The sequence below is a fragment of the Aurantimonas sp. DM33-3 genome, assembly GCF_014334315.1.
GTDB lineage: Bacteria > Pseudomonadota > Alphaproteobacteria > Rhizobiales > Rhizobiaceae > Aurantimonas > Aurantimonas coralicida.
In genome coordinates, this window is record NZ_JACSGS010000003.1 from 223086 (window position 1) to 245536 (window position 22451).

At 66.5% G+C, this 22451-nt stretch carries 20 protein-coding genes; 11 read left to right on the forward strand and 9 right to left on the reverse strand.

The genetic code is table 11. The features are described from left to right. Positions 1 to 90 precede the first annotated feature (90 nt). From H9Q09_RS06060 to H9Q09_RS06080, 5 genes are all read left to right on the forward strand, one after another. Entirely contained in the window at positions 91 to 1527 is a 1437-nt protein-coding gene (locus tag H9Q09_RS06060) for a methylmalonyl-CoA mutase subunit beta (protein WP_187390307.1), read from the forward strand. Next, positions 1524 to 3686, forward strand: a complete 2163-nt coding sequence (scpA, locus tag H9Q09_RS06065) for a methylmalonyl-CoA mutase (protein ID WP_187390308.1) — start codon at positions 1524 to 1526, stop codon at positions 3684 to 3686. The genes H9Q09_RS06060 and scpA overlap by 4 nt, the downstream gene beginning before the upstream one ends. An 85-nt stretch (positions 3687 to 3771) precedes the next feature. Then, a complete protein-coding gene (locus H9Q09_RS06070; protein WP_187390309.1) occupies positions 3772 to 4818 on the forward strand; it encodes a magnesium transporter CorA family protein in 1047 nt (348 codons plus the stop codon). 154 nt (positions 4819 to 4972) lie between these two features. Next, complete coding sequence (locus tag H9Q09_RS06075) at positions 4973 to 6910, forward strand: EAL domain-containing protein (RefSeq protein ID WP_187390310.1); 1938 nt, start codon at positions 4973 to 4975, stop codon at positions 6908 to 6910. Positions 6911 to 7162: 252 nt separating this feature from the next. Then, positions 7163 to 7885, forward strand: a complete 723-nt coding sequence (locus H9Q09_RS06080; RefSeq protein WP_187390311.1) for a hypothetical protein — start codon at positions 7163 to 7165, stop codon at positions 7883 to 7885. Between the two features lie 53 nt (positions 7886 to 7938). Here the strand turns inward: H9Q09_RS06080 and pqqE are convergent, their stop codons facing one another. From pqqE to pqqB, 4 genes are read right to left on the reverse strand one after another with little or no spacing between them, the layout of a single operon-like run. After that, entirely contained in the window at positions 7939 to 9069 is a 1131-nt protein-coding gene (gene pqqE / locus H9Q09_RS06085; protein WP_187390312.1) for a pyrroloquinoline quinone biosynthesis protein PqqE, read from the reverse strand. Then, positions 9066 to 9344, reverse strand: coding sequence for a pyrroloquinoline quinone biosynthesis peptide chaperone PqqD (gene pqqD / locus H9Q09_RS06090; protein ID WP_024349005.1), 279 nt, complete (start codon positions 9342 to 9344; stop codon positions 9066 to 9068). Before pqqD ends, pqqE begins: the two co-directional genes overlap by 4 nt. After that, positions 9341 to 10114, reverse strand: a complete 774-nt coding sequence (gene pqqC / locus H9Q09_RS06095) for a pyrroloquinoline-quinone synthase PqqC (RefSeq protein WP_187390313.1) — start codon at positions 10112 to 10114, stop codon at positions 9341 to 9343. Before pqqC ends, pqqD begins: the two co-directional genes overlap by 4 nt. After that, the gene (pqqB, locus tag H9Q09_RS06100; protein ID WP_187390469.1) at positions 10111 to 11025 is read right to left on the reverse strand and encodes a pyrroloquinoline quinone biosynthesis protein PqqB; all 915 of its coding nucleotides are present in this window, start codon (positions 11023 to 11025) and stop codon (positions 10111 to 10113) included. The genes pqqC and pqqB overlap by 4 nt, the downstream gene beginning before the upstream one ends. Before the next feature lie 313 nt (positions 11026 to 11338). Between pqqB and meaB the strand changes: the two genes are divergently transcribed. Both meaB and H9Q09_RS06115 read left to right on the forward strand, forming a co-directional pair. Then, positions 11339 to 12343, forward strand: a complete 1005-nt coding sequence (gene meaB, locus H9Q09_RS06110) for a methylmalonyl Co-A mutase-associated GTPase MeaB (RefSeq protein ID WP_187390314.1) — start codon at positions 11339 to 11341, stop codon at positions 12341 to 12343. A 108-nt stretch (positions 12344 to 12451) separates the two neighbouring features. Beyond that, positions 12452 to 13273: an NYN domain-containing protein gene (locus H9Q09_RS06115; RefSeq protein ID WP_187390315.1), complete on the forward strand. Its 822-nt coding sequence runs from the start codon at positions 12452 to 12454 to the stop codon at positions 13271 to 13273. Positions 13274 to 13288: 15 nt separating this feature from the next. Here the strand turns inward: H9Q09_RS06115 and H9Q09_RS06120 are convergent, their stop codons facing one another. Then, positions 13289 to 14290 (reverse strand): asparaginase, encoded by a 1002-nt coding sequence (locus H9Q09_RS06120; protein ID WP_187390316.1) that lies wholly within the window; start codon positions 14288 to 14290, stop codon positions 13289 to 13291. Positions 14291 to 14374: 84 nt separating this feature from the next. Between H9Q09_RS06120 and H9Q09_RS06125 the strand changes: the two genes are divergently transcribed. Both H9Q09_RS06125 and H9Q09_RS06130 read left to right on the forward strand, forming a co-directional pair. Next, complete coding sequence (locus H9Q09_RS06125; protein WP_187390317.1) at positions 14375 to 15121, forward strand: DUF3750 domain-containing protein; 747 nt, start codon at positions 14375 to 14377, stop codon at positions 15119 to 15121. Positions 15122 to 15262: 141 nt separating this feature from the next. Beyond that, positions 15263 to 16687 carry a methyl-accepting chemotaxis protein gene (locus H9Q09_RS06130; RefSeq protein WP_187390318.1) on the forward strand — a complete coding sequence of 475 codons (1425 nt, stop codon included), beginning with the start codon at positions 15263 to 15265 and terminating at the stop codon, positions 16685 to 16687. A gap of 127 nt (positions 16688 to 16814) precedes the next feature. On the opposite strand, the gene H9Q09_RS06135 is transcribed toward H9Q09_RS06130, so the two are convergent. Together H9Q09_RS06135 and pcaD are read right to left on the reverse strand one after the other, a co-directional pair. Beyond that, a complete protein-coding gene (locus H9Q09_RS06135; protein ID WP_187390319.1) occupies positions 16815 to 17867 on the reverse strand; it encodes a 3-carboxy-cis,cis-muconate cycloisomerase in 1053 nt (350 codons plus the stop codon). Continuing rightward, positions 17864 to 18670 carry a 3-oxoadipate enol-lactonase gene (pcaD, locus tag H9Q09_RS06140; protein WP_187390320.1) on the reverse strand — a complete coding sequence of 269 codons (807 nt, stop codon included), beginning with the start codon at positions 18668 to 18670 and terminating at the stop codon, positions 17864 to 17866. The genes H9Q09_RS06135 and pcaD overlap by 4 nt, the downstream gene beginning before the upstream one ends. A gap of 175 nt (positions 18671 to 18845) precedes the next feature. Between pcaD and H9Q09_RS06145 the strand changes: the two genes are divergently transcribed. Further along, entirely contained in the window at positions 18846 to 19796 is a 951-nt protein-coding gene (locus H9Q09_RS06145; RefSeq protein ID WP_187390321.1) for a carbohydrate kinase, read from the forward strand. A 113-nt stretch (positions 19797 to 19909) separates the two neighbouring features. Here the strand turns inward: H9Q09_RS06145 and H9Q09_RS06150 are convergent, their stop codons facing one another. Next, entirely contained in the window at positions 19910 to 20695 is a 786-nt protein-coding gene (locus tag H9Q09_RS06150) for an outer membrane protein (protein WP_187390322.1), read from the reverse strand. A gap of 789 nt (positions 20696 to 21484) precedes the next feature. Here H9Q09_RS06150 and H9Q09_RS06155 point away from each other — a divergent pair. After that, complete coding sequence (locus H9Q09_RS06155) at positions 21485 to 21928, forward strand: cytochrome c family protein (RefSeq protein ID WP_024349017.1); 444 nt, start codon at positions 21485 to 21487, stop codon at positions 21926 to 21928. A 92-nt stretch (positions 21929 to 22020) separates the two neighbouring features. On the opposite strand, the gene H9Q09_RS06160 is transcribed toward H9Q09_RS06155, so the two are convergent. Continuing rightward, entirely contained in the window at positions 22021 to 22437 is a 417-nt protein-coding gene (locus tag H9Q09_RS06160; RefSeq protein ID WP_187390323.1) for a thioredoxin family protein, read from the reverse strand. Between the last annotated feature and the right edge of the window lie 14 nt (positions 22438 to 22451).

Consider the following 22451-nt stretch of genomic DNA (forward strand, 5'->3'; position numbering starts at 1 on the left):
AGTGAGAAGGACAGGCGGGGGAGCCAGGCCGCCTGACCTTCGCGACCGCCTTTCGGGGATGGCCGCGACCAGGCAGCACGAGGAGGGCCCATGACGGCGCTGACGATCGAAGCCATCGAGTTTCCGGAAGTCGACGAAGCCGGTTGGCGCGCGCGCGTCGAAAAGGGCCTGATGGGGCGATCGTTCGAATCCCTCGTGACGACAGCCGAGGACGGGTTCGGCTACGGTCCCCTCTACGGGCGCCGCACCGCCGCGCCGCTCGGGCGCGCGACCTCCGGTCCCTGGCAGATCGTCCAGCGGGTCGACGACCCCGATCCGGCCCGTGCCAACCAGCAGGCGCTGGCCGATCTGGAAGGCGGCGCCAACGGTCTTTCGCTGGTCTTTGCGGGCTCGGCCTCGTCCCATGGTTTCGGTCTGCCAATGGAGGCAGAGGCGATCGCCCGCGCTCTCGACGGCGTCGATCTCTCCATGATCGCGCTGCGGATCGAACCGCATATGGACGCCCGGATTGCCGTGGATGCCCTGCGTTCGCTGGCGAAAACGCGGAACCAGACATTCGAGACGCTGGCGATCGATCTCTGCCTCGATGCGGTCGGCCCCTTTGCCTTCACCGGCAGCTTTCCCGGTGCCGAGAGCGCCTTCCGGGCCCATGCTGGCCGCGCTACCAAGGGGCTGCGCGCCAGCGGCTTCACCGGCCGCGTCGCCGAGGCCGACGGCCGCCTCTATCACGACGCCGGCGCCACCGCCGCGCAGGAACTTGGCGCTGTTCTGGCGACCGCGCTGTATTACCTGCGTGCGATGACCGACGCCGGCCTGAGCGTCGCTGACGCCGCCTCCGCGATCGGCTTCACCCTCTCCGTCGACCAGCGCCAGTTCGAGCAGACGGCGACGCTGCGGGCGCTGCGCCTGCTCTGGGCAAAGCTGCTGGAATCCTGCGGCGAGGAGGCGCCGTCTGCGACCCGTATCCATGCCGAGACGTCGTGGCGGATGATGGCTGCCATGGACCCGCATACCAACATCCTGCGCGCCACCATCGCCGCCTTCGCCGCGGGCACCGGCGGAGCCGACAGTCTGGCCGTCCTGCCCTACACCGCGCCGCTCGGCCTGCCCGATCGCGCGGCGCGCCGCCTTGCCCGCAATCTGCAGATCATCCTGCAGGAAGAGAGCTTCCTTGCCTTGGTCGCGGACCCCGCCGCCGGCTCGGGCAGCATCGAGGCGCTGACCGACCTGACCGCCGAGGCCGCCTGGAACGAATTCCGAGAGATCGAGGCCGAGGGCGGCATCGTCGCCAGCCTGAAGACCGGCGCTCTGCAGAGCCGGGTCATGGACGCCCGGCTGGAACGCCAACGGCGGCTGGAGGACGGCAAGACAGTGGTCATCGGGGCCAGCCTCTACCCGCTCGAGAGCGAGCGCGATCACACGATCCTTGCCGCCGATCGAAGCGATCCCGCGGCGTCCGGCGGTGAGATGCGCTGCGAGTCCCTGCGTCCGCACCGTCTCAGCGAAACTTCGGAGGCCAGCCGATGAGCGCGATCCCGGATTTCAGGCAGATCGGCTGGAGCCGCCCGAACGCAGCCGCTCCGCAATCGCCGGCGACGGACGGGTTCGAAACGCCCGAAGGCATCACGATCGGCGGCGCCTACGGCTCCGATGCACTGGAAGGCTACCCGTTCCTCGATACCCAGCCGGGCATCGCGCCTTATCTGCGCGGTCCCTACCCGACCATGTATGTCGAGAAGCCCTGGACCATTCGGCAATATGCCGGCTTCTCTACCGCCGCGGCGTCGAACGCCTTCTACCGCCGCAACCTCGCCGCGGGCCAGAAGGGCTTGTCGGTCGCCTTCGATCTCGCAACCCATCGCGGCTATGATTCCGATCACCCCCGCGTGTCGGGCGACGTCGGCATGGCGGGCGTCGCCATCGATTCCATCATCGACATGCGACAACTCTTCGACGGCATCCCGCTCGGCGAGATGAGCGTCTCGATGACCATGAACGGCGCCGTCCTGCCGGTCCTTGCCCTCTATGTGGCCGCGGCCGAGGAACAGGGTGTCGCGCAGGCCGATCTGTCCGGGACCATTCAGAACGACATTCTGAAGGAGTTCATGGTCCGCAACACCTACATCTATCCGCCGGCGCCCTCGATGCGGATCATCTCGGACATCTTCGAATTCACCTCGAAGAACATGCCGAAATACAACTCGATCTCGATTTCCGGCTACCACATGCAGGAAGCCGGGGCGACGGCCGACCTAGAGCTCGCCTACACCATCGCCGACGGCATCGAATATGCCCGGGCCGGTGTCGCTGCCGGGCTCGACATCGATCGTTTTGCGCCGCGCCTGTCCTTCTTCTGGGCTGTCGGCATGAACGCCTTCATGGAGATCGCCAAGCTGCGGGCCGCACGGCTGATCTGGGCAGCGCTGATGAAGGAGAACTTCGCGCCGCAGGATCCGCGTTCGCTCTCGCTGCGCACCCATTGCCAGACCTCCGGCTGGTCGCTGACGGCGCAGGACGTGATGAACAACGTCGTGCGAACCTGCGTCGAGGCGATGGCGGCGACGCAGGGCCATACCCAGTCGCTGCACACCAATGCCTTCGACGAGGCGCTGGCGCTGCCGACGGACTTTTCCGCCCGCATAGCCCGCAACACCCAGCTTGTCCTCGCCCATGAAACCGGCACGACGGGCCTGATCGATCCGTGGGGCGGGTCCGCCCATGTCGAGCGGCTGACCCATCTTCTCGCGGAAAAGGCACTGGCGCATATCGCCGAGGTCGAGGCGATGGGCGGCATGGCCAAGGCCATCGAAAAGGGACTACCGAAGCTGCGGATCGAGGAAGCCGCGGCCAAGACCCAGGCGCGGATCGACTCGGGCACCCAGACCGTGGTCGGCATCAACCGCTTCCGCAATGCCAGCGACGACGAGGTCGATGTCCTGCGGGTGGACAATGCCGATGTGCGGCGCCAGCAGATCGAGAAGCTGCAGCAGTTGCGGGCCGAACGTGACGATGCCGCAACGAAGGCGGCCTTGTCCGCACTCACCGCGGGTGCCGAGGCCAACGGCAACCTCCTCGAACTGTCCATCGCGGCGGCCCGGGCCAAGGCGACCGTCGGCGAGATGGCCGATGCGCTGGAGACGGTGTTCGGCCGCCATGTCGCCAAGGCGCAGGTCGTGGCGGGTGTCTACAAGCGGGAGGCGGGTCCCATGGCGGATCGTGTTGCGCAGGTTCAGGCGATGAGCGCGGCCTTTGCCGAAGCCGAGGGACGCCGTCCCCGCATCCTTGTTGCCAAGATGGGCCAGGATGGTCACGACCGCGGCCAGAAGGTCATCGCCTCCGCCTTTGCCGATCTCGGCTTCGACGTCGATATCGGCCCGCTCTTCCAGACGCCGGAGGAAGCGGCCCGCCAGGCCGTCGAGAACGACGTCCATATCGTCGGCGCCTCGTCGCTGGCCGCCGGTCACCTGACGCTGGTGCCGGAGCTGAAGGCCGCCCTCGCCCGGGAAGGTGGCGAAAACATCATGATCGTCGTCGGCGGGGTCATCCCGCCCCAGGACGTCCCGGCGCTGAAGGAAGCCGGCGCCGCGGCGATCTTCATGCCGGGCACCGTCGTCGCGGAAGCGGCGGCCGATCTCCTGCAGTCCCTCGCCGCCCATCTCGGACACGGCAAGCTGGCGGCAGAGTAGAGCTCGTGACGACCCACGGCACCGGTGCGCTTGCGCCATCGAGCGGCCGGAATCGCCGCTCCCGCGCCTTCGGCGGATGGCGCCCATGATCGAGGCCTACACGCCCGCGGGCCGGTTCATGCGCCCCCGTTCGGTGCAGGGCGACGCGATCCCGAGCGAGGCCGTCTGGCTCGACCTGCTCAACCCGACGGCGGACGACGTCTCGGCCGTCGAGCGGCTGTGCGGCATCGACGTGCCCACCCGCGAGGAAATGGACGAGATCGAGGTCTCGAGCCGGCTCTATTCCGAGGATGGCGCGGACTTCATGACCGCCTCGGTGGTCTTCGGCCTCGACAGCGGCAAACCGTCCTTCGCACCGGTCACCTTCATCCGGACCGGCGACCGGCTGATCACCCTGCGCTACAGCGAGCCAAAGAGCTTCGCGATCTATGCCGCCAAGCTCTGCCGCGAGACACCCAACGCCGCCGCTATGTCGCCGGAGAGCCCGCAGCCGACGCAGACCGCCAAGACGGCAAGCCACCCCGGAACGCCGACAGCCGACAGCATCCTGATCGGCCTCCTGGAGACCGTCATCGACCGGGTCGCGGATCTCCTGGAATCCATCTCCGCCGATCTCGACCGGATCGGCGACGACATCTTCTCCTCGTCGGCGAGAAAGAAGCCGACGGGCACCGCGGACTTCAAGTCACTGCTGCGGCGGATCGGGGCAGCCGGCGATCTCACGTCGCGGGTCCGCGAAAGCCTTGCCACCCTCGACCGGCTGCTGCCCTTCCTGCAACTCGTCCTCGACGGCCGCAAGCCGTCGAGCCGGGACACCAGGCCCCGCGTCAAGGCGATGTCCCGCGACGTCCACTCGCTCAACGACTTCGTCTCGTTCCTGTCGAACAAGACGACCTTCCTGCTCGACACGACCGTCGGCATGATCTCGATCGAGCAGAACGCCATCATCAAGATCTTCTCGGTGGCGGCGGTGGCGTTCCTGCCGCCAACCCTCATCGCGTCGATCTACGGCATGAACTTCGCGCACATGCCCGAACTCGGCTGGACGTTCGGCTACCCTCTGGCGCTCGTTGCCATGGTGGTCTCCGCCGTCGTCCCGATGATTCTGTTCCGCTACAAGAACTGGCTCTAGCCGGGCGCAGGCGCCTACGCACCGCGTTTCGCGGCTTTGCATGTCGCCGATCTCGGCCCCGCGTGTATCGGCCGAACATGATCGCGCAGAAGTAGCTAAATGATCTCTTAACGAAATTCGATCAAGTTTCGCTGATGAAAGCGAGGCCGACGGTATGCTGCTGACCCGAGAATTGCAGCTGGGCGGATGGGAAGCGAGCGAGCGCGTCGAGATCGTCCGCTCGCTGCACGGCGATATGCTGTCCTTCGCCTACGCCTCGGTGGCCGTCGCTGTCGGCGCCTCCATGACCGCGATCCAGACCGGGCAGAACGCCCTGTGGAGCGTCGTCGCCTTCACCTCCCTGATTGCCGCGATCCGCCTGGTGACCATGCTGATGGTCCGGCAGCGCTCCCACAATGCGGACTTCGACGTCGTCTTCTGGGAACGGCTCTATCTCGTCCTCGGCACCGTCCATGTCGCCAGCGTCGGCGCCTGGACCACCATCGTCTTCCTCGTCGGCGGCGGCGCCTTCGCCCAGGTCGTCTCCTTCGCGACGGCGATCGGCTACCTGATCGGCATCCAGGCGCGCAATTTCCCGAGCCCGCTGATCGCCCGCGTCCAGACCGCAGCCGCAGCCGTGCCGATGGTCGCCGGCCTGCTCATCCAGGGCACCGCCTGGTATGTCGGCTACGCCTTCATCCTGCTGGTGTTCTTCGCCGGAATTCTCAGGACCAATGGACGGATCTGCGAGACCTTCCTCGGGGCGCTGCGCGCGGCCCGAATGAACGAGGAACTGGCACATTTCGACACGCTGACGCATCTGCCCAACCGGGCCTACACCAACCGCCGCCTCGACGAGCTGACCCGCGACACCTACGAGCCCTTCGCGGTTCATTTCGTCGACCTCGACCGGTTCAAGCGGATCAACGACACGCTCGGCCACAAGGCCGGCGACGCCGTCCTGATCGAGACGGCACGGCGGTTCCGCGAGGTTGTCGGGACCAGCGGCTTCATCTCGCGTTTTGCCGGCGACGAGTTCCTGATCCTGCAATATGGCGCGGATGCCGAAGCGGCCGCCGGCCTTGCCGACCGGCTGGTCGAGGCCATGCGCGAACCCTTCATGATCCAGGGTGCGCCGGCTGCGACCGGCTGCAGTATCGGCACCGCCCTCTTCCCGCTGCATGGCGAGGACGCCGAGCTTCTCACCCGTCAGGCCGACACCGCCCTTTACCAGGCCAAGAGCGCCGGCCGCAGTACGGCCCGCATGTTCGCCGCCGACATGCTGGATCGCGAGACCAATCGCCTGCGGATCGAGACCGGTCTGCGTCTGGCGCTCGAGGACAATCAGCTCCGCCTGTTCTTCCAGCCGCTCGTCGAGCCGAACACCCTGCGGATTTCCACCTGCGAGGCGCTGATCCGCTGGATGGCGCCGGACGGGCGTATGATCTCGCCGGGAGAGTTCCTGCCGGTGGCCGAAGAAACCGGCCTGATGGGGATGCTGACGGACTGGACGCTTTACGAGGCGATGCGGATCGCCAGCGACTGGCCGTCTTCCGTCGCCGTTGCGGTGAACCTCTCGCCGAGCCAGTTGCTGCGCGCCGACATGGTCGAGGTCATCTCCACTGCGTTGCGCGAGACGAATTTCGATCCGCGACGGCTGGAGATCGAGATCACCGAGAACCTGCTTCTCGGCGAGCACCAGCCCGTCCTTGCCAAGCTGGAAGCCCTGCGCGACATGGGTATCTCCATCGCGCTCGACGATTTCGGCACCGGCTTCTCGAACTTCAGCTACATCGCCCGTCTGCCGATCGGGAAGGTGAAGATCGACCGGTCCTTCCTCACCGGCATCATCGCCGACAAGCGACGCCAATCGCTCCTGCGCGGCTTCGTGCACCTCGTCGCCTCGCTGGACCTTCGCATCGTCGTGGAGGGTGTCGAAACGATCGAGCTCCTGGAGTTCGTCTCTTCGGACCCGCAGGTCACGCAGATCCAGGGCTTCGTCTTCGGACGCCCCTTGCCCGAAACGGCCATCGGGACGCTACTCAGGGCCAGCAGTTCGGCCGGCCGCGAGATGGCCGAGAGCCGTCCGCGGATCGCCATTGCCGGACAGTAAGCGGCGCTGGATTTCCCACTCGCCCCACAAGTAGCGCTAGGATTTCGTGAACAGAATCAACGCAACAGAGGATTCATTAACGGAAATTAACTACTTTTCCAATATCAGCTTTGCATATATTTAAAAATGCGTAATCCTGTCTGCACAATTTGAACGATATCGTCGTCAAATGCAGCGGGGGACTGACGAAGCATGGACCGAGGCACGAGCAAGTCTGGCAAACTCTCCGGTCGCTCTCAGATATCCAGCGTGATGAGAAGCGTCCGTTATTTCCAGGCCACCAGCGATACCGATCGCGAAAAGATCTATCGCCTGCGCTATGATGCGTATCTTGCCGAAGGGGCGATCGGCGAAGCACCGTCCCGCATGTTCTCAGATCGTCACGACGAGGATGTGAACGCATTCGTTCTGGGCATTGAGATCGATGACGCCCTCGTCGCCTCGATCCGCCTGCATATCACTACCCCGGAATGCCGCGTCGGCCCGGCCATGGATGTCTTCGGTGCCGAACTGACGCCGTTGCTCGACAAGGGCGAGAGCTTCGTCGACCCGACCCGCTTCGTCGTCGACCACAGCGTCCGGAAGATGACGACGCTCCTCCCCTTCGCGGGCCTCAGGCTCGGCTCCATGCTCGCCGACCATTTCGACGCCACATACATGCTGGCGACGGTCCGGCCCGAACACGTGCCCTTCTACGACCGGATCTGCCTTCTTCACCCGCAGACCCCGGCCCGGCATTATCCCGGACTGAAGAAGCCGATCGCGCTCTGCTACAACGACATGCAGACGCTGCGCCGCGAACTCCATCCGAAGTTTCCGGTGTTCCAGTCGACGGCCGGCGAACGGGCGGAATTGTACGGCCCGTCCACCAGCCTCGTCGACCGCGCGCGCTGGGCAGGCTCGGCCAACGACAATGCCGCGCGGCGCTTTTCCTGGCAGCAGGCGACGGGACAGACGGCGGGCATGACGGCCTGAGAAAACTCGGGGCGCAGCCGGCGCCCCGTCCCGGGGCCCGGTGACGCGGGCGGCTATCCGGCGCGAAAACCCCGATAGACGGCGGCGCCGGGGTCGACGACCGCCGAGGATTCCGTCGTGGCGATCTCGCCGAGGCGCTGATGCATGTCCGACTTGATGCAGGCCGGATCGGTATTGGCCGCATCGCCCGTCAGCGCCAGCGCCTGGCAACGACAGCCACCGAAATCGATATGCCGGCGCTCGCAGGAGCGGCAGGGCTCCTTCATCCACGACGTGCCGCGATAGGCCTCGAAAGCCGGCGACGACGACCAGATGTCGGCGATCGAATGGTCCTGCACGGACCAGAATTCCAGATGCTTGATCGTCTCGGCGGCGTGGCAGGGCAGCGCCCGCCCGGCCGGCGTCACGCTCAGCGTCCGCGCGCCCCAGCCGCCGTTACACAGCTTGGGATATTTGGCGTAATAGTCCGGAAACACCGCGTCGATGACCAGCGTGCCTTTCAGCCGCTCGCGGGCTTCCTCGACCTCGGTGATCGTCCGGTCGACGTCCTCGCGCGCCGGCATCAGCTGTGCCCGGTTCTTGAGGGCCCAGCCGTAATATTGCGTATGGGCGATCTCCAGGCGCTTGGCGCCGAAATCGACGGCCTTCTGGATCATCTGCGGCACCTGATGAATGTTCATCCGGTGGATGACCGCGTTCAGCGTCAGCGGGAAACCCCGCTCCACCACCGAACGGGCGAAGGCTTCCTTCTTCTCGAAGCCGCCGCGATAGCCGCCGACGAGCTCGGTGATCTGGGCATCCGCCCCCTGCAGCGAGAGCTGGATATGGTCGCAGCCGGCCTCCAGCAGCGCGTCCAGCTTGTCGTCGCTGACGCCGACGCCGGAGGTGATCAGGTTGGTATAGAGGCCGACCTCGCTGGCGTGGCGGGTCAGCTCGACGATGTCCTTGCGCGCCGTCGGCTCGCCGCCGGACAGATGGATATGGATGACGCCGAGTTCGGCGGCCTCGCTGAACACCCGCTTCCAGGTCTCGGTGTCGAGCTCGCTGGATCGGCCGTCGAGCTGCAGCGGGTTCGAGCAATAGGTACAGCGCAGCGGACAACGGTGGGTGAGTTCGGCCAGAAGGCCCAGCGGCGGCGCCGGTGTCGGCTGTGCGACCGGCTGGGGAAAGACGGCTTCGTTCATAACGTCACCATTTGCTTGTCGCTGAGATCGACAAGGAAGCTCGCGACATCGGGACGGATGGTGGCTTCGTCAGCGGCGAAGACCTCGGCCAGCGAGCGGACGATCGTGCCGAAATCGGACTTGCCGTCGACCCGCTTCAGGATCTCGGTGGCAACGCCGTCGGCGTTGAAGATCCGCTCCGGGCCGACCAGAATGAAATTGCCGCGGACCTTGTCTTCGCGAAACTTCACGCCGTGCGGCAGCTTCGGAATCGTGGTGTCGGCAATCTCGGTCATGATCTCGGATTCTCTTTCTCTGCCGTGCCGGGCTGCCAGGCATCGGGCGGGGTCAGGCCCGGCGCGACATAGGCAAAATACAGGGCGTCGAGCTGCGCCCACAACACGTGGCACTTGAAGCGCAGGGCATTGAGCACCGCCTCCTGCTCTTCCGGCCGGCGGGCGTTCTCCAGACAATACTCCAGCGCGAAATCGGAATCACGCTTGGCCTGCACGGGACGCTTGTCGAAATAGGCCAGCGTCTCGCGCGAGATGAAGTCGTAATGCTCGAGCATGCCGCGCACGCGCGTGCCGATCACGTTCGGCGAGAACAGCTCGGTCAGCGACGAGGCTATGGCCTCCAGCAGCGTCTTCTCCTGCACGAAATGCACATAGGCATCGACCGCGAAACGGGTGCCGGGCAGGATACCGGCACCACTCTCTACATAGGCACGATCGAGGCCGACACCATCGGTCAGGGCAATCCATTTCTCGATACCGCCGCGCTGCGCCGGCTGCCCCTCGGACGCCTCCTGTCCGTCATGGTCGATGATCCGCTGGCGCCATTCGCGCCGCAGCTCCGTCGTCTGCAGACGTGCCAGGATATGCGAATCCTTCACCGGGATCTGCGACTGGTAGTAGTAGCGATTGAGGGCCCAAGCCTGCACCTGCTCGCGGCTCAGTTCGCCATTCTGCAGCATCTGCTGGAACGGATGCAGATGGTGGTAACGCTCGGCGCCGATCTGGCGCAGCGCGGCCTCGAAGGCCTCGCGATCCATCATGGCCGTCATGGTGCGATCTCCATGCCATCCTTCGCGACCTGCCAGCCGGCCGCCTCGACAGCCTGCCGCTGGTCGGATCCCTCGATCAGGATCGGATTGGTGTTGTTGATGTGGATATAGGTCCGGTGACCGATCCCCAGATCGTCGAAGGCGTTCAGGCTGCCGCCCTCGCCCGAGATCGGGATGTGGCCCATGCGCCGGCCGGTCTTCGGACCGACGCCGGCCTGCGCCATCTCGTCGTCCTCGAATACGGTCCCGTCGAAGAGCAGCGCGTCGGCGCCCCGCACGCGCGCGCGCAGTGGTTCCGTGACTGCGGCGCAGCCGGGGATGTAATAGGCGGTCTGGCCATGCGCCGTCAGCCGGACGCCGACGGTCATCTCGCCTTCCTCGCCGACGTCGACTTCACCCTTTTCCAGGTAGAGCGGGACCTTGCCGGGAACCGAGAAGATCTCGACCTCCAGTCCGGGCACCGGCTCGAACGCCTGCCCGACCGCGACCGGCCGGCGCTCGACACAAGCGGGGTCGAGGACGGAAAAGATCGGATTCTGCTGGATGACGTCGAGAACGCCTGCTGTTCCGTAGAGCGGGAAAGTCTGCTTCTCGCGCAATGTCAGGAGGCCGGCGACATGATCGACGTCGCCATTGGTGACAAGCACCGCACCGATTGGCGACGCACGCCGCGTCGCATCGGCAGCCCCGGCCATCGGCGAGATCGGCGGGGATCGCATGATCTGCTCGCGCAGGTCGGGAGAGGCGTTCAGAAGAAGCCAGTTCTCTCCATCCGCCGTCGCGGCGATCGAGGATTGCGAGCGCGCGCTGACCCGAGTGTCGCCGGTCCAGTAGAGGCGGCACACGTCACAGAGGCAGTTCCACTGGGGATAGCCGCCGCCGGCAGCGGAGCCCAATACAAAAAGCCGCAGGCGGGTCTGTGCCCGCCCGCGGCTATCATGTGCAGTCGACAATTAGAATTCGATCGGCATGTAGCCGTTGATTTCCATCGCGACGCAGACTTCCGTGATAACGGGCTTGTTCCAGGCCATTGTCATTCTCCCAAAGTGCCGCGACCGACAGAAGGTCGATCGCTTTACCCACCAACGGAAAGCTAGCAAAAGCGTTTCATCATCGAAAGCCACGCGGGGTCACAAAGACCGGTGGGAGCCGTTATCGGGAATGTTTCCCATACGGCGCCACTATGGTCGACAGCCACGCCGAGGCCTACTATTGCAGGCTCCCATGGCCGATTTCACCGATCCCGACACATTGGCAGCATCCTTGCTCGAAGGATCGCGCGCCGCGCTCTCGCGGGCGATCACCCTGGTCGAATCGACCCGCGCGGACCATCGCGCGACGGCAGCCGCGCTGCTCGATCGTCTTGCGCCGGAGACCGGACGCGCCATCCGCATCGGCCTCAGCGGCGTTCCGGGCGTCGGCAAGTCGACCCTGCTCGACGCCTTCGGCTCCATGCTCACGGCGAAGGGCCACCGGGTCGCGGTGCTGGCGGTCGACCCGTCCTCGGTCCGCAGCGGCGGCTCGATTCTCGGCGACAAGACCCGCATGGCGCGGCTCAGCGTCGATCGAAATGCCTATGTCCGCCCTTCCCCGTCCTCCGGCACGCTCGGCGGCGTCGCAGCCCAGACCCGCGAGACGATGCTCCTCTGCGAAGCGGCCGGCTTCGACGTGGTGATCGTCGAGACCATGGGGGTCGGCCAGGCCGAAGTCGCGGTGGCGGAGATGGTCGATCTTGTCCTTCTCCTGATGATCCCCGGTGGCGGCGACGAACTGCAGGGGATCAAGAAGGGCATCCTCGAGGTCGCCGACATCATCGCCATGAACAAGGCCGATGGCGGCAATGTCGACGCGGCGAAGACCGCCGCCTCCGAGATCCGCTCGGCGCTCAACATACTGGCGCCGCGGTCGGCCGCATGGCGCGTTCCCGTCGCCACGGTCTCCGGCATGACCGGTACCGGGCTTGACGCGCTCTGGAGCGAGATCGAACGCTTTCGGCAGGTGCATCGCGACAACGGCGCCTGGGACGAGCGCCGGGCCGACCAGCGCGTGCGCTGGCTGTGGTCCAGCCTCGACGCCGCGATCCGCCGGCGCGTCCTGTCCGGGCCGAACTGGCCGGCCGAGATCGCCGCCGGTGAAAACGCCGTGCGCACCGGGGAACGGGCGCCCTCGGCCGTTGCCGAAGATATCCTCGACCATCTGGGCCTTTCCCGCTCCGGCGGGAACCGATGACGGCCGGCCCGCCGTCGCACTCATCCATTTCGCGCGTGTCGCAGCCGATGCCTGTGCACCGGCGCCGCGCGCCTTAGATCGCCTCTCACGAGAGCCAAGGATTTCTGCATGTCCAACACGAGACCCGACCGCACCGCGCGCCTAGCCGTGCTGATTGACGCCGACAACGCCTCATCGCGGATCGCCGACGGCCTGTTCGAGGAAATCGCCAAGATCGGCGAAGCCAGCGTGCGCCGCATCTACGGCGACTTCTCCTCGTCGCGCTCGAAGGGCTGGGCCGACGTTCTGTCGCGCCACGCCATCATCCCGCAGCAGCAATTCGCCTACACGACCGGCAAGAACGCCTCCGACATCACCCTCGTCATCGACGCGATGGATCTGCTCCACAGCGGACGCTTCGACGGCTTCTGCCTGGTGTCGTCGGACAGCGACTTCACGCGGCTGGCGGCGCGGATCCGCGAGCAGGGTGTCGACGTCTACGGCTTCGGCGAGCAGAAGACCCCCGAGAGCTTCCGCCAGGCCTGCCGCCGCTTCATCTACACCGAGAACCTGCTGCCCCAGCGCATCGCGCCGGAGAAGGACGACGGCAAGCCGACCAGCGCGCCGCTCGCCAAGCCGCAGGAAGCCGCCGAGCTGCTCAAGCGGGTCATCGACCAGATGGACACCGAGGATGGCTGGGTGAATCTCGGCAGCTTCGGCAAGCAGCTCCTCAACCTGTCCTCGGACTTCGATCCCCGCACCTATGGCTTCAAGAAGTTGTCGGACCTCGTGCGCTCGACCGATCTGTTCGAGGTGGACGACCCGGAGGGCGGCAGCGTCGACATCCGGCTGAAGCCGACGACCAAACCGGCGCCGCGCCGGCGCTCCACCCGCAGCCCTGCCAAGAGCGGCGAGCGGACGCGGTCGGCGCCGAAGAGCGACTGGAGCTGATCGGCTGACGCCGGACTAGTCGAGCGTCGCCCGGACGGCGCCGACCTCGGTCTTCTCCCAGTTGCGCAGGGTCGTCTCGGACAGCGCATCGAAACGGGCCGCGAGATCGGCATCGTGGCTGCGCAGCGCCGCGGCGATGACCGCTGCCGCCAGCACCTCGCTGGCCCGCGTCGCACCGTCGTCGATCTTCAGCGCGAAGCCGAGGCCGAGCTCGGGCAACGCCCCGCAGAAAACGCCCTCGGCACCGGTCTTGGCGAAGACCTGGCCGGGTGCGGCCTGCATCAGCGCCTCGCAGGCGCGGCCGGTGCCCGACATCTCCCAGGGATGGGCCATGCAGGCGTCGATGAGGCGCTGGCCGGCAGCTGCGCGCTCGGGGGCGATCCCATGTCCGCTGACCAGCTTGGCGAAGCCATGGGCAAAGCTCTTCAGCGGCGCGGCGAAGGTCGGGATCGAGCAGCCGTCGGTACCGCAGACATCGGAATTCAGATCGAAGCCGGTCAGATCCTCAATCACTGCCTTGGCCCGCTGCTGCACCGGATGACCGAGCCCGACATAGCCGCGGGTCTCCTCGCCCTGGTGCACCGCCGTGCACAGGAAGCCGGCATGCTTGCCCGAACAGTTGTTGTGCAGCGCCGTCGGCTTCTCGCCGCGCCGGGCCAGATCGCGCGACACCGACGCGTCGAACGGCCAGTGGCAGCCGCATTCGAGGACCGTGCCGTCGAGCCCGGCTTTCGCCAGCATTTCCGCCGCCAGACGCGCATGGCCGTCCTCGCCCGAATGGGAGGCACAGGCCAGCGCCAGTTCGCGGTCGCCGAAACCGTAGGCATCGGCGGCGCCGGTCTCGATCAGAGGAATGCCCTGGAACACCTTGATCGCCGAGCGCGGGAACACCGGCCGCAGGATGTCGCCGCGATGGTCGATCATCTCGCCCGAACCATCGACGAGCGCGAAACCGCCGCGATGGAAACTCTCCACGATACCGCCGCGGGTCACTTCCACGAGAACCGGGTTTGCCATTGGGCACCTCGACCTTAAGCTGCTGTTTCGAAACGTCGCCTCAATATCAGTCCGACACGCCCCCCGCCACCTGCCCGCGAGCCGATGCGTCCCTTGAAATTGCTGCTGCTTCTCATTGCCGGAGTCTATGTGCTGCCGGCGGCCCTGTCCGCATTGCTCTGGTGGACCGGCGAACATCCCGGCTCGTGGCGCCAGGCGGACTGGAGCTCGGCCCAGATTCTGCCGGTGCCGGACGACGACACGCCGGCGGCCCTCTACATTCTCGCCGCGCGCACCGGCGGCATGAAGGGCGCCGTCTCGCAGCATTCCTGGATCGTCTTGAAGGGCGATGGCGCCAGCCCCTACGAGCGCTGGGACAAGGTCGGCTGGGGCATGCCGATCCGGCAGAACCACCGGCCGGCCGATGGCCTGTGGTACTCCAATGTTCCCGAGATCGTCGTCGCCGTCACGGGCGAGCGCGCCGAACGCCTGATCCCGCAGGTCCTCGAAGCCATCGCCTCCTACCCGTTCGCAGCGTCGGGCGGCTACCACATTTTTCCCGGGCCCAACTCCAACACCTTCGTCGCCCATGTGATGCGCGCCGTGCCCGGCATCGCCGCCACCCTGCCGGCCGCCGCGATCGGCCGCGACTACCCTTCAGAGGGCCGCCTCGTCGCGCTCGATCCCGACCGGGCCGAGTTCCGGCTGTCGCTGTGGGGCTATGCCGGCCTCGTCGTCGGCTGGGATTCGGGCTTCGAGGTCAATTTCCTCGGCCTCGTCGCCGGGCTCGACCCCCGCCGCCTGGCGATCAAGGTCCCGGCCTTCGGCACCTACGCCCTGCGCGGGACCTAGCGGAACGCCAAGAAGACGGACGTGTTCGCGAACGCAACATGCAATGCAGCCCGGCACCGATGCTTGACGCGCGGAAACAGCAACCTTTCGTTCACCACGACTTGCTAGGCTTCCCGGAATTGTTGCGGGGGAGACGCCGGCATGCTGCAGATTATGCGCAAACAGAGAAGCTATCGCGAGCAGTTCGCCGACGCGGTGATCGAAGTCTCGCCCGACGGCTACTACGTTCTTCAGGACGGCGTGATCCGTGATTGCAATCCCGCGACCGAGGCGATGCTGAGGGGCAAGCGCGAGGGCATCGTCGGCCTCACCCCGAAGGCGATCTCCCCGGACAACCAGCCCGACGGCAGTCGCAGCGACGCCCGGCTCCGCGACATTCTCGCCGAGGCGACGAAGAACGGCGCGGCGCGCTTCGAATGGACGACCAAGCGCCTCGACGACACCACCTTCCCCGGCTTCGTCACCATCATGGCGACGAAGATCAACGGCAAGCCCGCCTATGTCACCTTCCTCGTCGACCTCACGGTGATGGTCGAGATGCGTGAGGAGGGTGCGAAGGCGCAGGCTGCAGAAGCCCGAGCCGCGGAAGAGCAGACCCGCGCCATAGAGACGCTGGCGACGGCGCTGAACCAGATCGCCGGCGGCGACCTGCGCGCCCGCCTCGCGACGAAGCTGCCGGCCGCTTTCGGCAAGATCGGCACCGATTTCGACAGCGCCATCGGCGCTCTGGCCGACGCGCTCGCCGAGGTGGCATCCACCGTCGGCAGCGTCGAGCAGGCGACGGGCGGCATTGCCCAGTCCTCTGCCGATCTGGCCCATCGCACCGAGCAGCAGGCGGCCTCCCTGGAGCAGACGGTCGCAGCCCTCGGCGAGGTGACGGCGGCAGTCAATCGAACGGCCGAGAGTTCCAGCCAGGCGCGGACCGTCGCGACCGCCGCCCGCGACAAGGCGGAAAAGGGCGGCGAGGTCGTCTCGCGCGCCGTCGCCGCGATGAGCCGGATCGAGACCTCCTCCCACAAGATCGGCGAAATCATCGGGGTGATCGACGAGATCGCCTTCCAGACCAATCTTCTGGCGCTGAATGCCGGCGTCGAGGCGGCCCGAGCCGGCGAGGCGGGCAAGGGCTTTGCGGTCGTCGCGCAGGAAGTGCGTGGCCTCGCCCAGCGCTCCGCCGATGCGGCGAAGGAGATCAAGTTGCTCATCTCGGCCTCGGGCGAGGAGGTGAAGAACGGCGTCGAACTCGTCACCGCGCCAGGTCGCAGCCTCGACGAGATCGTCCAGGAAGTCGCGGCTATGACCGATGTCATCGGCCGGATCGCGGTCTCCGCGACGGAACAGGCGACGAGCCTGCGCGAGGTCTCCGGCGCCGCCGCCGAAATGGACCGGGCGACCCAGCAGAATGCCGCCCTGGTCGAGGAGACCACCGCCGCCGTGCAGGCGCTGGCGGCCGACGCCCGCAATCTGGGCGATGTGGTCGAACGCTTCCGCCTGGACGACGATGCCGTCCATCAGCGAAGTGGCTCGCAGCAACCCGCTTCGCCCTCGCGCCTCGACCGCGCCGCCTGAACCGCAGCCAGACGAAGGCGCATCGCCCGGTCGTTGAGCCAGGCAGTGCGTTCGCGCTTCGAAGAAGGCCGGAACGGCGAGCGGTGTTTCCGTGCCGCTCGCGATCGCGTCAGCCGCTCCGTGCCGCTTACGCCAGCGACAACCGGCCCAGCAGATCCTGCGCCGTGCGGGTCGCCGCGCCGGCAGCCATCGCCATCTGCGGCAGGACCATCCATTCCAGCGTCCAGGCCGCACCGGACCGCTCGTTCTCATGGACCAGCGACTGGTGCAGACCCGAGACCAGCGTCGCGTTGAAGCGCGCCAGCGTGACCAGCACCTCCGCCCCGACGGGGTTCTGCTTGTGCGGCATGGCCGAGGAGCCACCACCCCCCTGCAGCGCCAGTTCGCCGACCTCGTTCTGCAACGACAGTGCGACGTCCTGCCCGAACTTGCCGAGCGCGCCGGTGATCAGCGACAGCCAGGTGCCGAACTCGACGATGCCGTCGCGGTCCGAATGCAGCGAGCCTGGCGCCGACCAGAGCCCCAGTGTCTCGGCGACGCGCCCTGCGACCGCGCCCCCCTTGCCGTCCAAACCGGTGCGGTCCCCGACGGCACCACCGAATCGCAGCGCGAAGGCCCGCGGGGCGATCTCTTCGCGCCGCAGCCGGCACCGCAGCAGCGGGTCCGACCACGCCGACAGCTTGCGCTGGAACCGGGTCGGGCGGGCCGCCTGCATGCGGGTATGGGCCATCACCTCGGCATCGCCCGCCGCGATGCTCCACTCTGCCAGCCCGTCGACCAGTGCGGCCAGCCGCCGGTCGAGGACGAGCGACACCCCCTGCATGCGCATCGCCATGGACGCGTCGATCACGTCCTGGCTGGTCGCGCCCTTGTGCAGCGCCGCCGCATGATCGTCGGGGAGATCGGCCCTGAGCTGTCGCAGCAGGTCCGGCACCACCACCCCGTCGCGGGCCGTTCCCTCCGCCAGACCGGCAATGTCCGGGGTGAAACCCGACGTCCGCGCCGCGATCGCGGCGGCCGCTTCTGCGGCGATCAGCCCTTCCGCGGCCTCGGCCTCGGCCAGCGCCGTCTCGAAGGCCAGCATGGCTTCGATGTCGGATGCGGCGGTGAAGTAGGAGGAGAGCTCCTCGTCCCCCAGAAGCCCGGCGAGGATCGGATTGGAGAAGACGGCTGCCGTCATTGGTTGCCCGCGCCGCCGAACACCTCGGCCGCGAAGTCCGCGACCAGCCGCGTCGTCGCCTGCGGCTGCTCGATGCACGGCAGATGCCCGGCATTCTCGACGATCTCGAAGCGCGCGCCGGCAATGAGATCGGCGGTCGAGCGCACGAGATCGGGCGGCGTCGAGCCGTCATGGTCGCCGACGACACACAGCACCGGCAGCGTCAGCGCTCGTGTCGCCTCCGTATAATCGGCATCGCGCAGGGCGCAGCAACTGCCCAGGTAACCGGCTAGCGGCGTGCGCAGCAGCATGTTGGAATAGCCGACGAAGTCGGGCTTGCCGGGCGCGCGGAAGTCGGGCGTGAACCAGCGCTGCAGAATCTGGTCGGAAATGGCCGCGATGCCGTCCGCCTCGATCGCGGTAATCCGCTGGTTCCACAGCCCGTCCGAGCCGATGCGATGCGCCGTATCCATCAGCACCAGCCCCTTGGCGACGCCCGGATGCTGCGAGGCGAGCCCCTGCGCGATCATGCCACCGATCGACAGGCCGACGACCAGCGGATCGACAAGCCCCAGAAGATCGATCAGCGCCTTCAGGTCGGCGACGTGGTCTTCCATCGCATAGGGTGACGGCGTCGCCTCGGACAGGCCATGGCCACGCTTGTCATAGCGAACGATCCGGTAGTCGGCCGCCAGATCGGCCACCATGGCGTCCCAGATGCGGAAATCGGTCCCGAGCGAATTGGCGAAGACCAGCGTCGGCCCTGCAGCGTTCCCCTCGACCTTGTGATGAAGAACGACGCCGTTGACCCGTTCGAATGCCATTGCTGCGGTATCCTTGTTGCTTGTTGCTTGCTCCGTTCGCCGATCATAGGCGTGGCGGCCGCGGAAGAAAGCCCGTCGCGGCGTCGGTGCCGAACGCCCCTCGCCTTCCCCGTTTCGCCCAGACCTGCTAGCCGCTAAAGGCACCAGAGTGGATCCGGGGTGCGGGAGGCCTGCCATGTTCCTCAGTTGCGGCGATGCGCTGTTCGATCTTTTCGTCGAAACCGGCGACGACGTGGCGCAGATCGCGCTTGCCGGCCGTGTCGGCGGCTCGCCGCTGAACGTCGCGCTCGGCCTGGCGCGCCTCGGACATCCCGCCGGCTTCTTCACCAAGGTCTCGCGCGACATCTTCGGCACCCGCATCCGCGGCTTCATGGAACGCGAGGCGATCGACCAGCAATTCCTGATCCCGACGGATCGCAACACCACGCTCGCCATGGTCTCGCTCGCCGCCGACGGCTCGGCGGCCTACGATTTCTACATTGAGGGCACGGCCGACCGTTCGGTCGAACCCTCGGACGTCCCGGTCGAATTTCCCGACGCGCTCGCCGCGATCCATGTCGCGTCCTATTCGACCGTCACCGAACCGACGGCATCCGCATTGATGAAGCTGGTGCGCCAGGAATACGGTCGACGCTTCATCTCCTACGATCCGAACATCCGCACCGCGATCGAGCCGGACATCGACATCTGGCGCGCGAAAGTCGCCGAGCTCGTTCCCTTCGCCGGATTGGTGAAGGCGAGCGAGGAAGATCTCGAACAGCTCTATCCGGGACGCGCCGCCGAAGCCGTGCTGGCGGACTGGGTCGGCGCCGGAGCGGAGATGGCCGTGATCACGCGCGGCGAGAACGGCGCCGTGGCGCTGACGGGTGGCGGCGTTGCCGCCACGGTCGCGGGGCAGCGGATCGTCGTCGCCGATACGGTCGGCGCCGGCGACACGTTTCAGGCCGCACTTCTGGCTGCGCTCGAGGAGCGCGGGCAATTGTCACGCGCCGCCCTGAAGCAGGCCGACCAGGCCAGCGTGGAATCGCTGCTTCGCTTCGCGGTCGGGGCGGCCGCGGTCACCTGTTCCCGTCGCGGCGCCGACCTGCCGCGCCGCGCCGATCTCGGGCTGCCGCCGCTGGCCTGACCAATGTCATTCCCGCCGGTTTCGGAAATCCACCAACGAAAAAGCCCGACGGATCGCGAGGATCCGCCGGGCTCTGAAGCGAAACCGGACGCGCGAGGCGTCCGGAACCGTTCTTAGTTGAAGCGATACGAGGCCTTGGCCCAGATCGTGTGGAAGTCCAGGTCGTCGTCGTTCGACTCGCTGGTGAAGTTGACGGTGTTGGTGCCGTTGGTACCGGTGACCGTCTGATCGTTCGAACCGAGGTTCGTGTAGAGGTACTCGACGCCGAACGAGATGTTGTTGGTCGCCATCACGTCGACGCCACCACCGACGGCGTAGCCGATGTCGGTGTCGTCTTCGTCCTGCTCGAAGGTGTAGCCGTTGAACTCGGTACCCGTCGGAGCCGACATGTTGTTGTCGACGCCGGCATAGGCGAGACCGCCCGTACCGTAGAGCAGGACGCTGTCCATGGCGTAACCAACGCGCGCCCGGACCGTGCCGAGATAGTTGATCTCGCTGTCGGCGCTGAAGGTCGAACCGCCCGGCGTGGTGTAGCTGCGCTTGGTCTCGGCATCGATGTAGTTGATGTCGGCGACGGCACCCACGACGAAGTCGTTGATCTGGTAGTCGTAACCGATATGCGCGCCACCGATGAAGCCGGCGTCGGAATCGTCGCCGTTGTCGAGCGTGCCGTTGCCGAACGCACCGTTGTTACCCGGATCGAACCCAATCGAACCGCTGTCGTTGCCGAATGCGACGCCAGCCTGGCCACCGATGTAGAGGCCGGTCCAGGTTGCGGTGGTGGCGACAGGCTCGATGGCCATCGGCGCCGGTGCCGGCGGCTCCTCATAGATGACGTCCGCGGCGAGGGCCGGGGTCACGAAAGCCGTGGTGGCGAGAAGCAGTGCAAGGCGTTTCATAGTCGTACTCCATTATGTCGCTTGCGCGACCTTGTCTCCGGACCGACGCTGCCGTCGGCTCCGAATGCCGCACCCGTCTTGTCGGGTTCGGGAGGGTTATGGTTCGTATCCGTGCTCAGAAAATGGCAGGAATACGTTCTCCTTCGCCGTGTTGCCGATCCGCAACGAGGACCTGCAGGACCCGGCGTCGTGAATCCTTCGTAACACCAGACCCTTTATTCTCCCTTAAAAACGATGGTTTACGTCAACCGCCCGTTCACGGACGGCCTTAATCAATGAGGCGAAGTTGTGTCGGAAGTTATTCCTAGACCGCAACGCAGCAACGTCCAGATCTGGCCCGGACGAGGCCTGTGCCCCGCATCGCAGGGGGTCGGCGGGGATTGCTGATCCGGCGGCGACCGAGCGGAAAGCCGCCCCATTCCCGCCACGCTCAATCACCGATTTTCACCGATGGAGCATCAATCCAGATCAGAGTGCGGATCGTCTGTCTGACACCTGCGCATGGACATCCGCCGATCGTCGCGTATCAACTCCCGGCGGTCCAACCCGTCTTCGCGCTGCGAGTGACTGACGCGTTGCCAAGTACCCCGCCCGGAAACACTTCATCTTCGCAGGATCGACGCCGGACGAGCAGGCGCGCCAGGGCGGTGAGAGCCTGCTGCCCGCGCCGCGCCGCCATTCCATTCGCGCGACCACGCCGCCTGCGACCTGAATTCGCGGTCCGGCTGATTGCCCTCTCTGGAACCGTTCCATATCCTTCCGAAGGCACCGTCATTGGTTGGAGGACATATGAACAGGTTGATCGTCGCTGCGGGAGCCCTGCTCTCGCTGACACTGGCGAACGGGGCTCTTGCCCAGACCGCCGGAGATCCGGATGCCGGCAAGAAGGTCTTCCGCAAATGCATGGCCTGCCACGCCGTCGGCGAAGGCGCCAAGAACAAGATCGGCCCCGAGCTGAACGGCGTCATCGGCGAGAAGCCCGGCGCCGTCGAAGGCTATTCCTTCTCGCCCGCCTTCCAGGAATGGGCGGCCGACAAGGCGGCCTGGAACGAGGAACTGATGACGGCCTGGCTCACCAATCCGCGCGATGTGGTGAAGGGCACCAAGATGGTCTTCCCCGGCATCAAGAAGGAACAGGAGATGGTCGACATCATCGCCTATCTCGCCTCCTTCGACGAAGCCGGCGCGACGCGCGATCCGGCCGAGGCCCTGGCTGCCGCTGCGGCCCAGTAGGCCCCTTTTTCGGAAACGCAGATCGCGGCCGCCCTCGGGCGGCCGCTGTCGTTTCGGCGCCGCCGGGCGTCAACGGCCTGCGAACGGACGCCTCATTCGGGAGCCGTTTCCGCCGCCGGCTCGCCAGCTGGCAGTCGGTCAATCAGGGCGTCGATTTCGGGATAGAACCATTCACGTCCCGGATAGCCCTCGAGCCGTCCGATTTCGCGGCCCTCGTCGTCCACCAGCACGAAGGTGGGCGTGAACACGGCTGGTACCAGCGTATCGATGCCGCCGCGACGATCGTCATGGATGTCGACCCTGCGCAGCGGAGCGGCCCGCCCGGCGTTGCTGGCGGGATAGCCCCGTGCGATCTCGGCGTCGAAAGCCTCGCAGAACGGACAGCCGGCCTGCTCGAACATCAGGAGCTCGGCAGCATTCGCCTGTCCCTCGGCAGCGAACAGCACCGCCGCCAGCCAGACCGCCGCGAGAGCATCGAAGACCCGGCTTGATAGGAAGAGCGCCGACATGGCGTCACGCTAGC

Bases quoted from the DNA above. Each gene is read 5' to 3' on its own strand.
- H9Q09_RS06075 (WP_187390310.1), top strand. From the start codon at position 4,973: ATGCTGCTGACCCGAGAATTGCAGCTGGGCGGATGGGAAGCGAGCGAG.
- pqqD (WP_024349005.1), bottom strand. From the start codon at position 9,344: ATGACCGAGATTGCCGACACCACGATTCCGAAGCTGCCGCACGGCGTG.
- pcaD (WP_187390320.1), bottom strand. From the start codon at position 18,670: ATGGCATTCGAACGGGTCAACGGCGTCGTTCTTCATCACAAGGTCGAG.
- H9Q09_RS06120 (WP_187390316.1), bottom strand. From the start codon at position 14,290: ATGGCAAACCCGGTTCTCGTGGAAGTGACCCGCGGCGGTATCGTGGAG.
- H9Q09_RS06060 (WP_187390307.1), top strand. From the start codon at position 91: ATGACGGCGCTGACGATCGAAGCCATCGAGTTTCCGGAAGTCGACGAA.
- H9Q09_RS06130 (WP_187390318.1), top strand. From the start codon at position 15,263: ATGCTGCAGATTATGCGCAAACAGAGAAGCTATCGCGAGCAGTTCGCC.
- H9Q09_RS06150 (WP_187390322.1), bottom strand. From the start codon at position 20,695: ATGAAACGCCTTGCACTGCTTCTCGCCACCACGGCTTTCGTGACCCCG.
- H9Q09_RS06160 (WP_187390323.1), bottom strand. From the start codon at position 22,437: ATGTCGGCGCTCTTCCTATCAAGCCGGGTCTTCGATGCTCTCGCGGCG.
- H9Q09_RS06125 (WP_187390317.1), top strand. From the start codon at position 14,375: ATGCGTCCCTTGAAATTGCTGCTGCTTCTCATTGCCGGAGTCTATGTG.
- H9Q09_RS06080 (WP_187390311.1), top strand. From the start codon at position 7,163: ATGAGAAGCGTCCGTTATTTCCAGGCCACCAGCGATACCGATCGCGAA.
- H9Q09_RS06155 (WP_024349017.1), top strand. From the start codon at position 21,485: ATGAACAGGTTGATCGTCGCTGCGGGAGCCCTGCTCTCGCTGACACTG.
- scpA (WP_187390308.1), top strand. From the start codon at position 1,524: ATGAGCGCGATCCCGGATTTCAGGCAGATCGGCTGGAGCCGCCCGAAC.
- meaB (WP_187390314.1), top strand. From the start codon at position 11,339: ATGGCCGATTTCACCGATCCCGACACATTGGCAGCATCCTTGCTCGAA.
- H9Q09_RS06135 (WP_187390319.1), bottom strand. From the start codon at position 17,867: ATGACGGCAGCCGTCTTCTCCAATCCGATCCTCGCCGGGCTTCTGGGG.
- H9Q09_RS06070 (WP_187390309.1), top strand. From the start codon at position 3,772: ATGATCGAGGCCTACACGCCCGCGGGCCGGTTCATGCGCCCCCGTTCG.
- H9Q09_RS06145 (WP_187390321.1), top strand. From the start codon at position 18,846: ATGTTCCTCAGTTGCGGCGATGCGCTGTTCGATCTTTTCGTCGAAACC.
- H9Q09_RS06115 (WP_187390315.1), top strand. From the start codon at position 12,452: ATGTCCAACACGAGACCCGACCGCACCGCGCGCCTAGCCGTGCTGATT.
- pqqC (WP_187390313.1), bottom strand. From the start codon at position 10,114: ATGACGGCCATGATGGATCGCGAGGCCTTCGAGGCCGCGCTGCGCCAG.
- pqqE (WP_187390312.1), bottom strand. From the start codon at position 9,069: ATGAACGAAGCCGTCTTTCCCCAGCCGGTCGCACAGCCGACACCGGCG.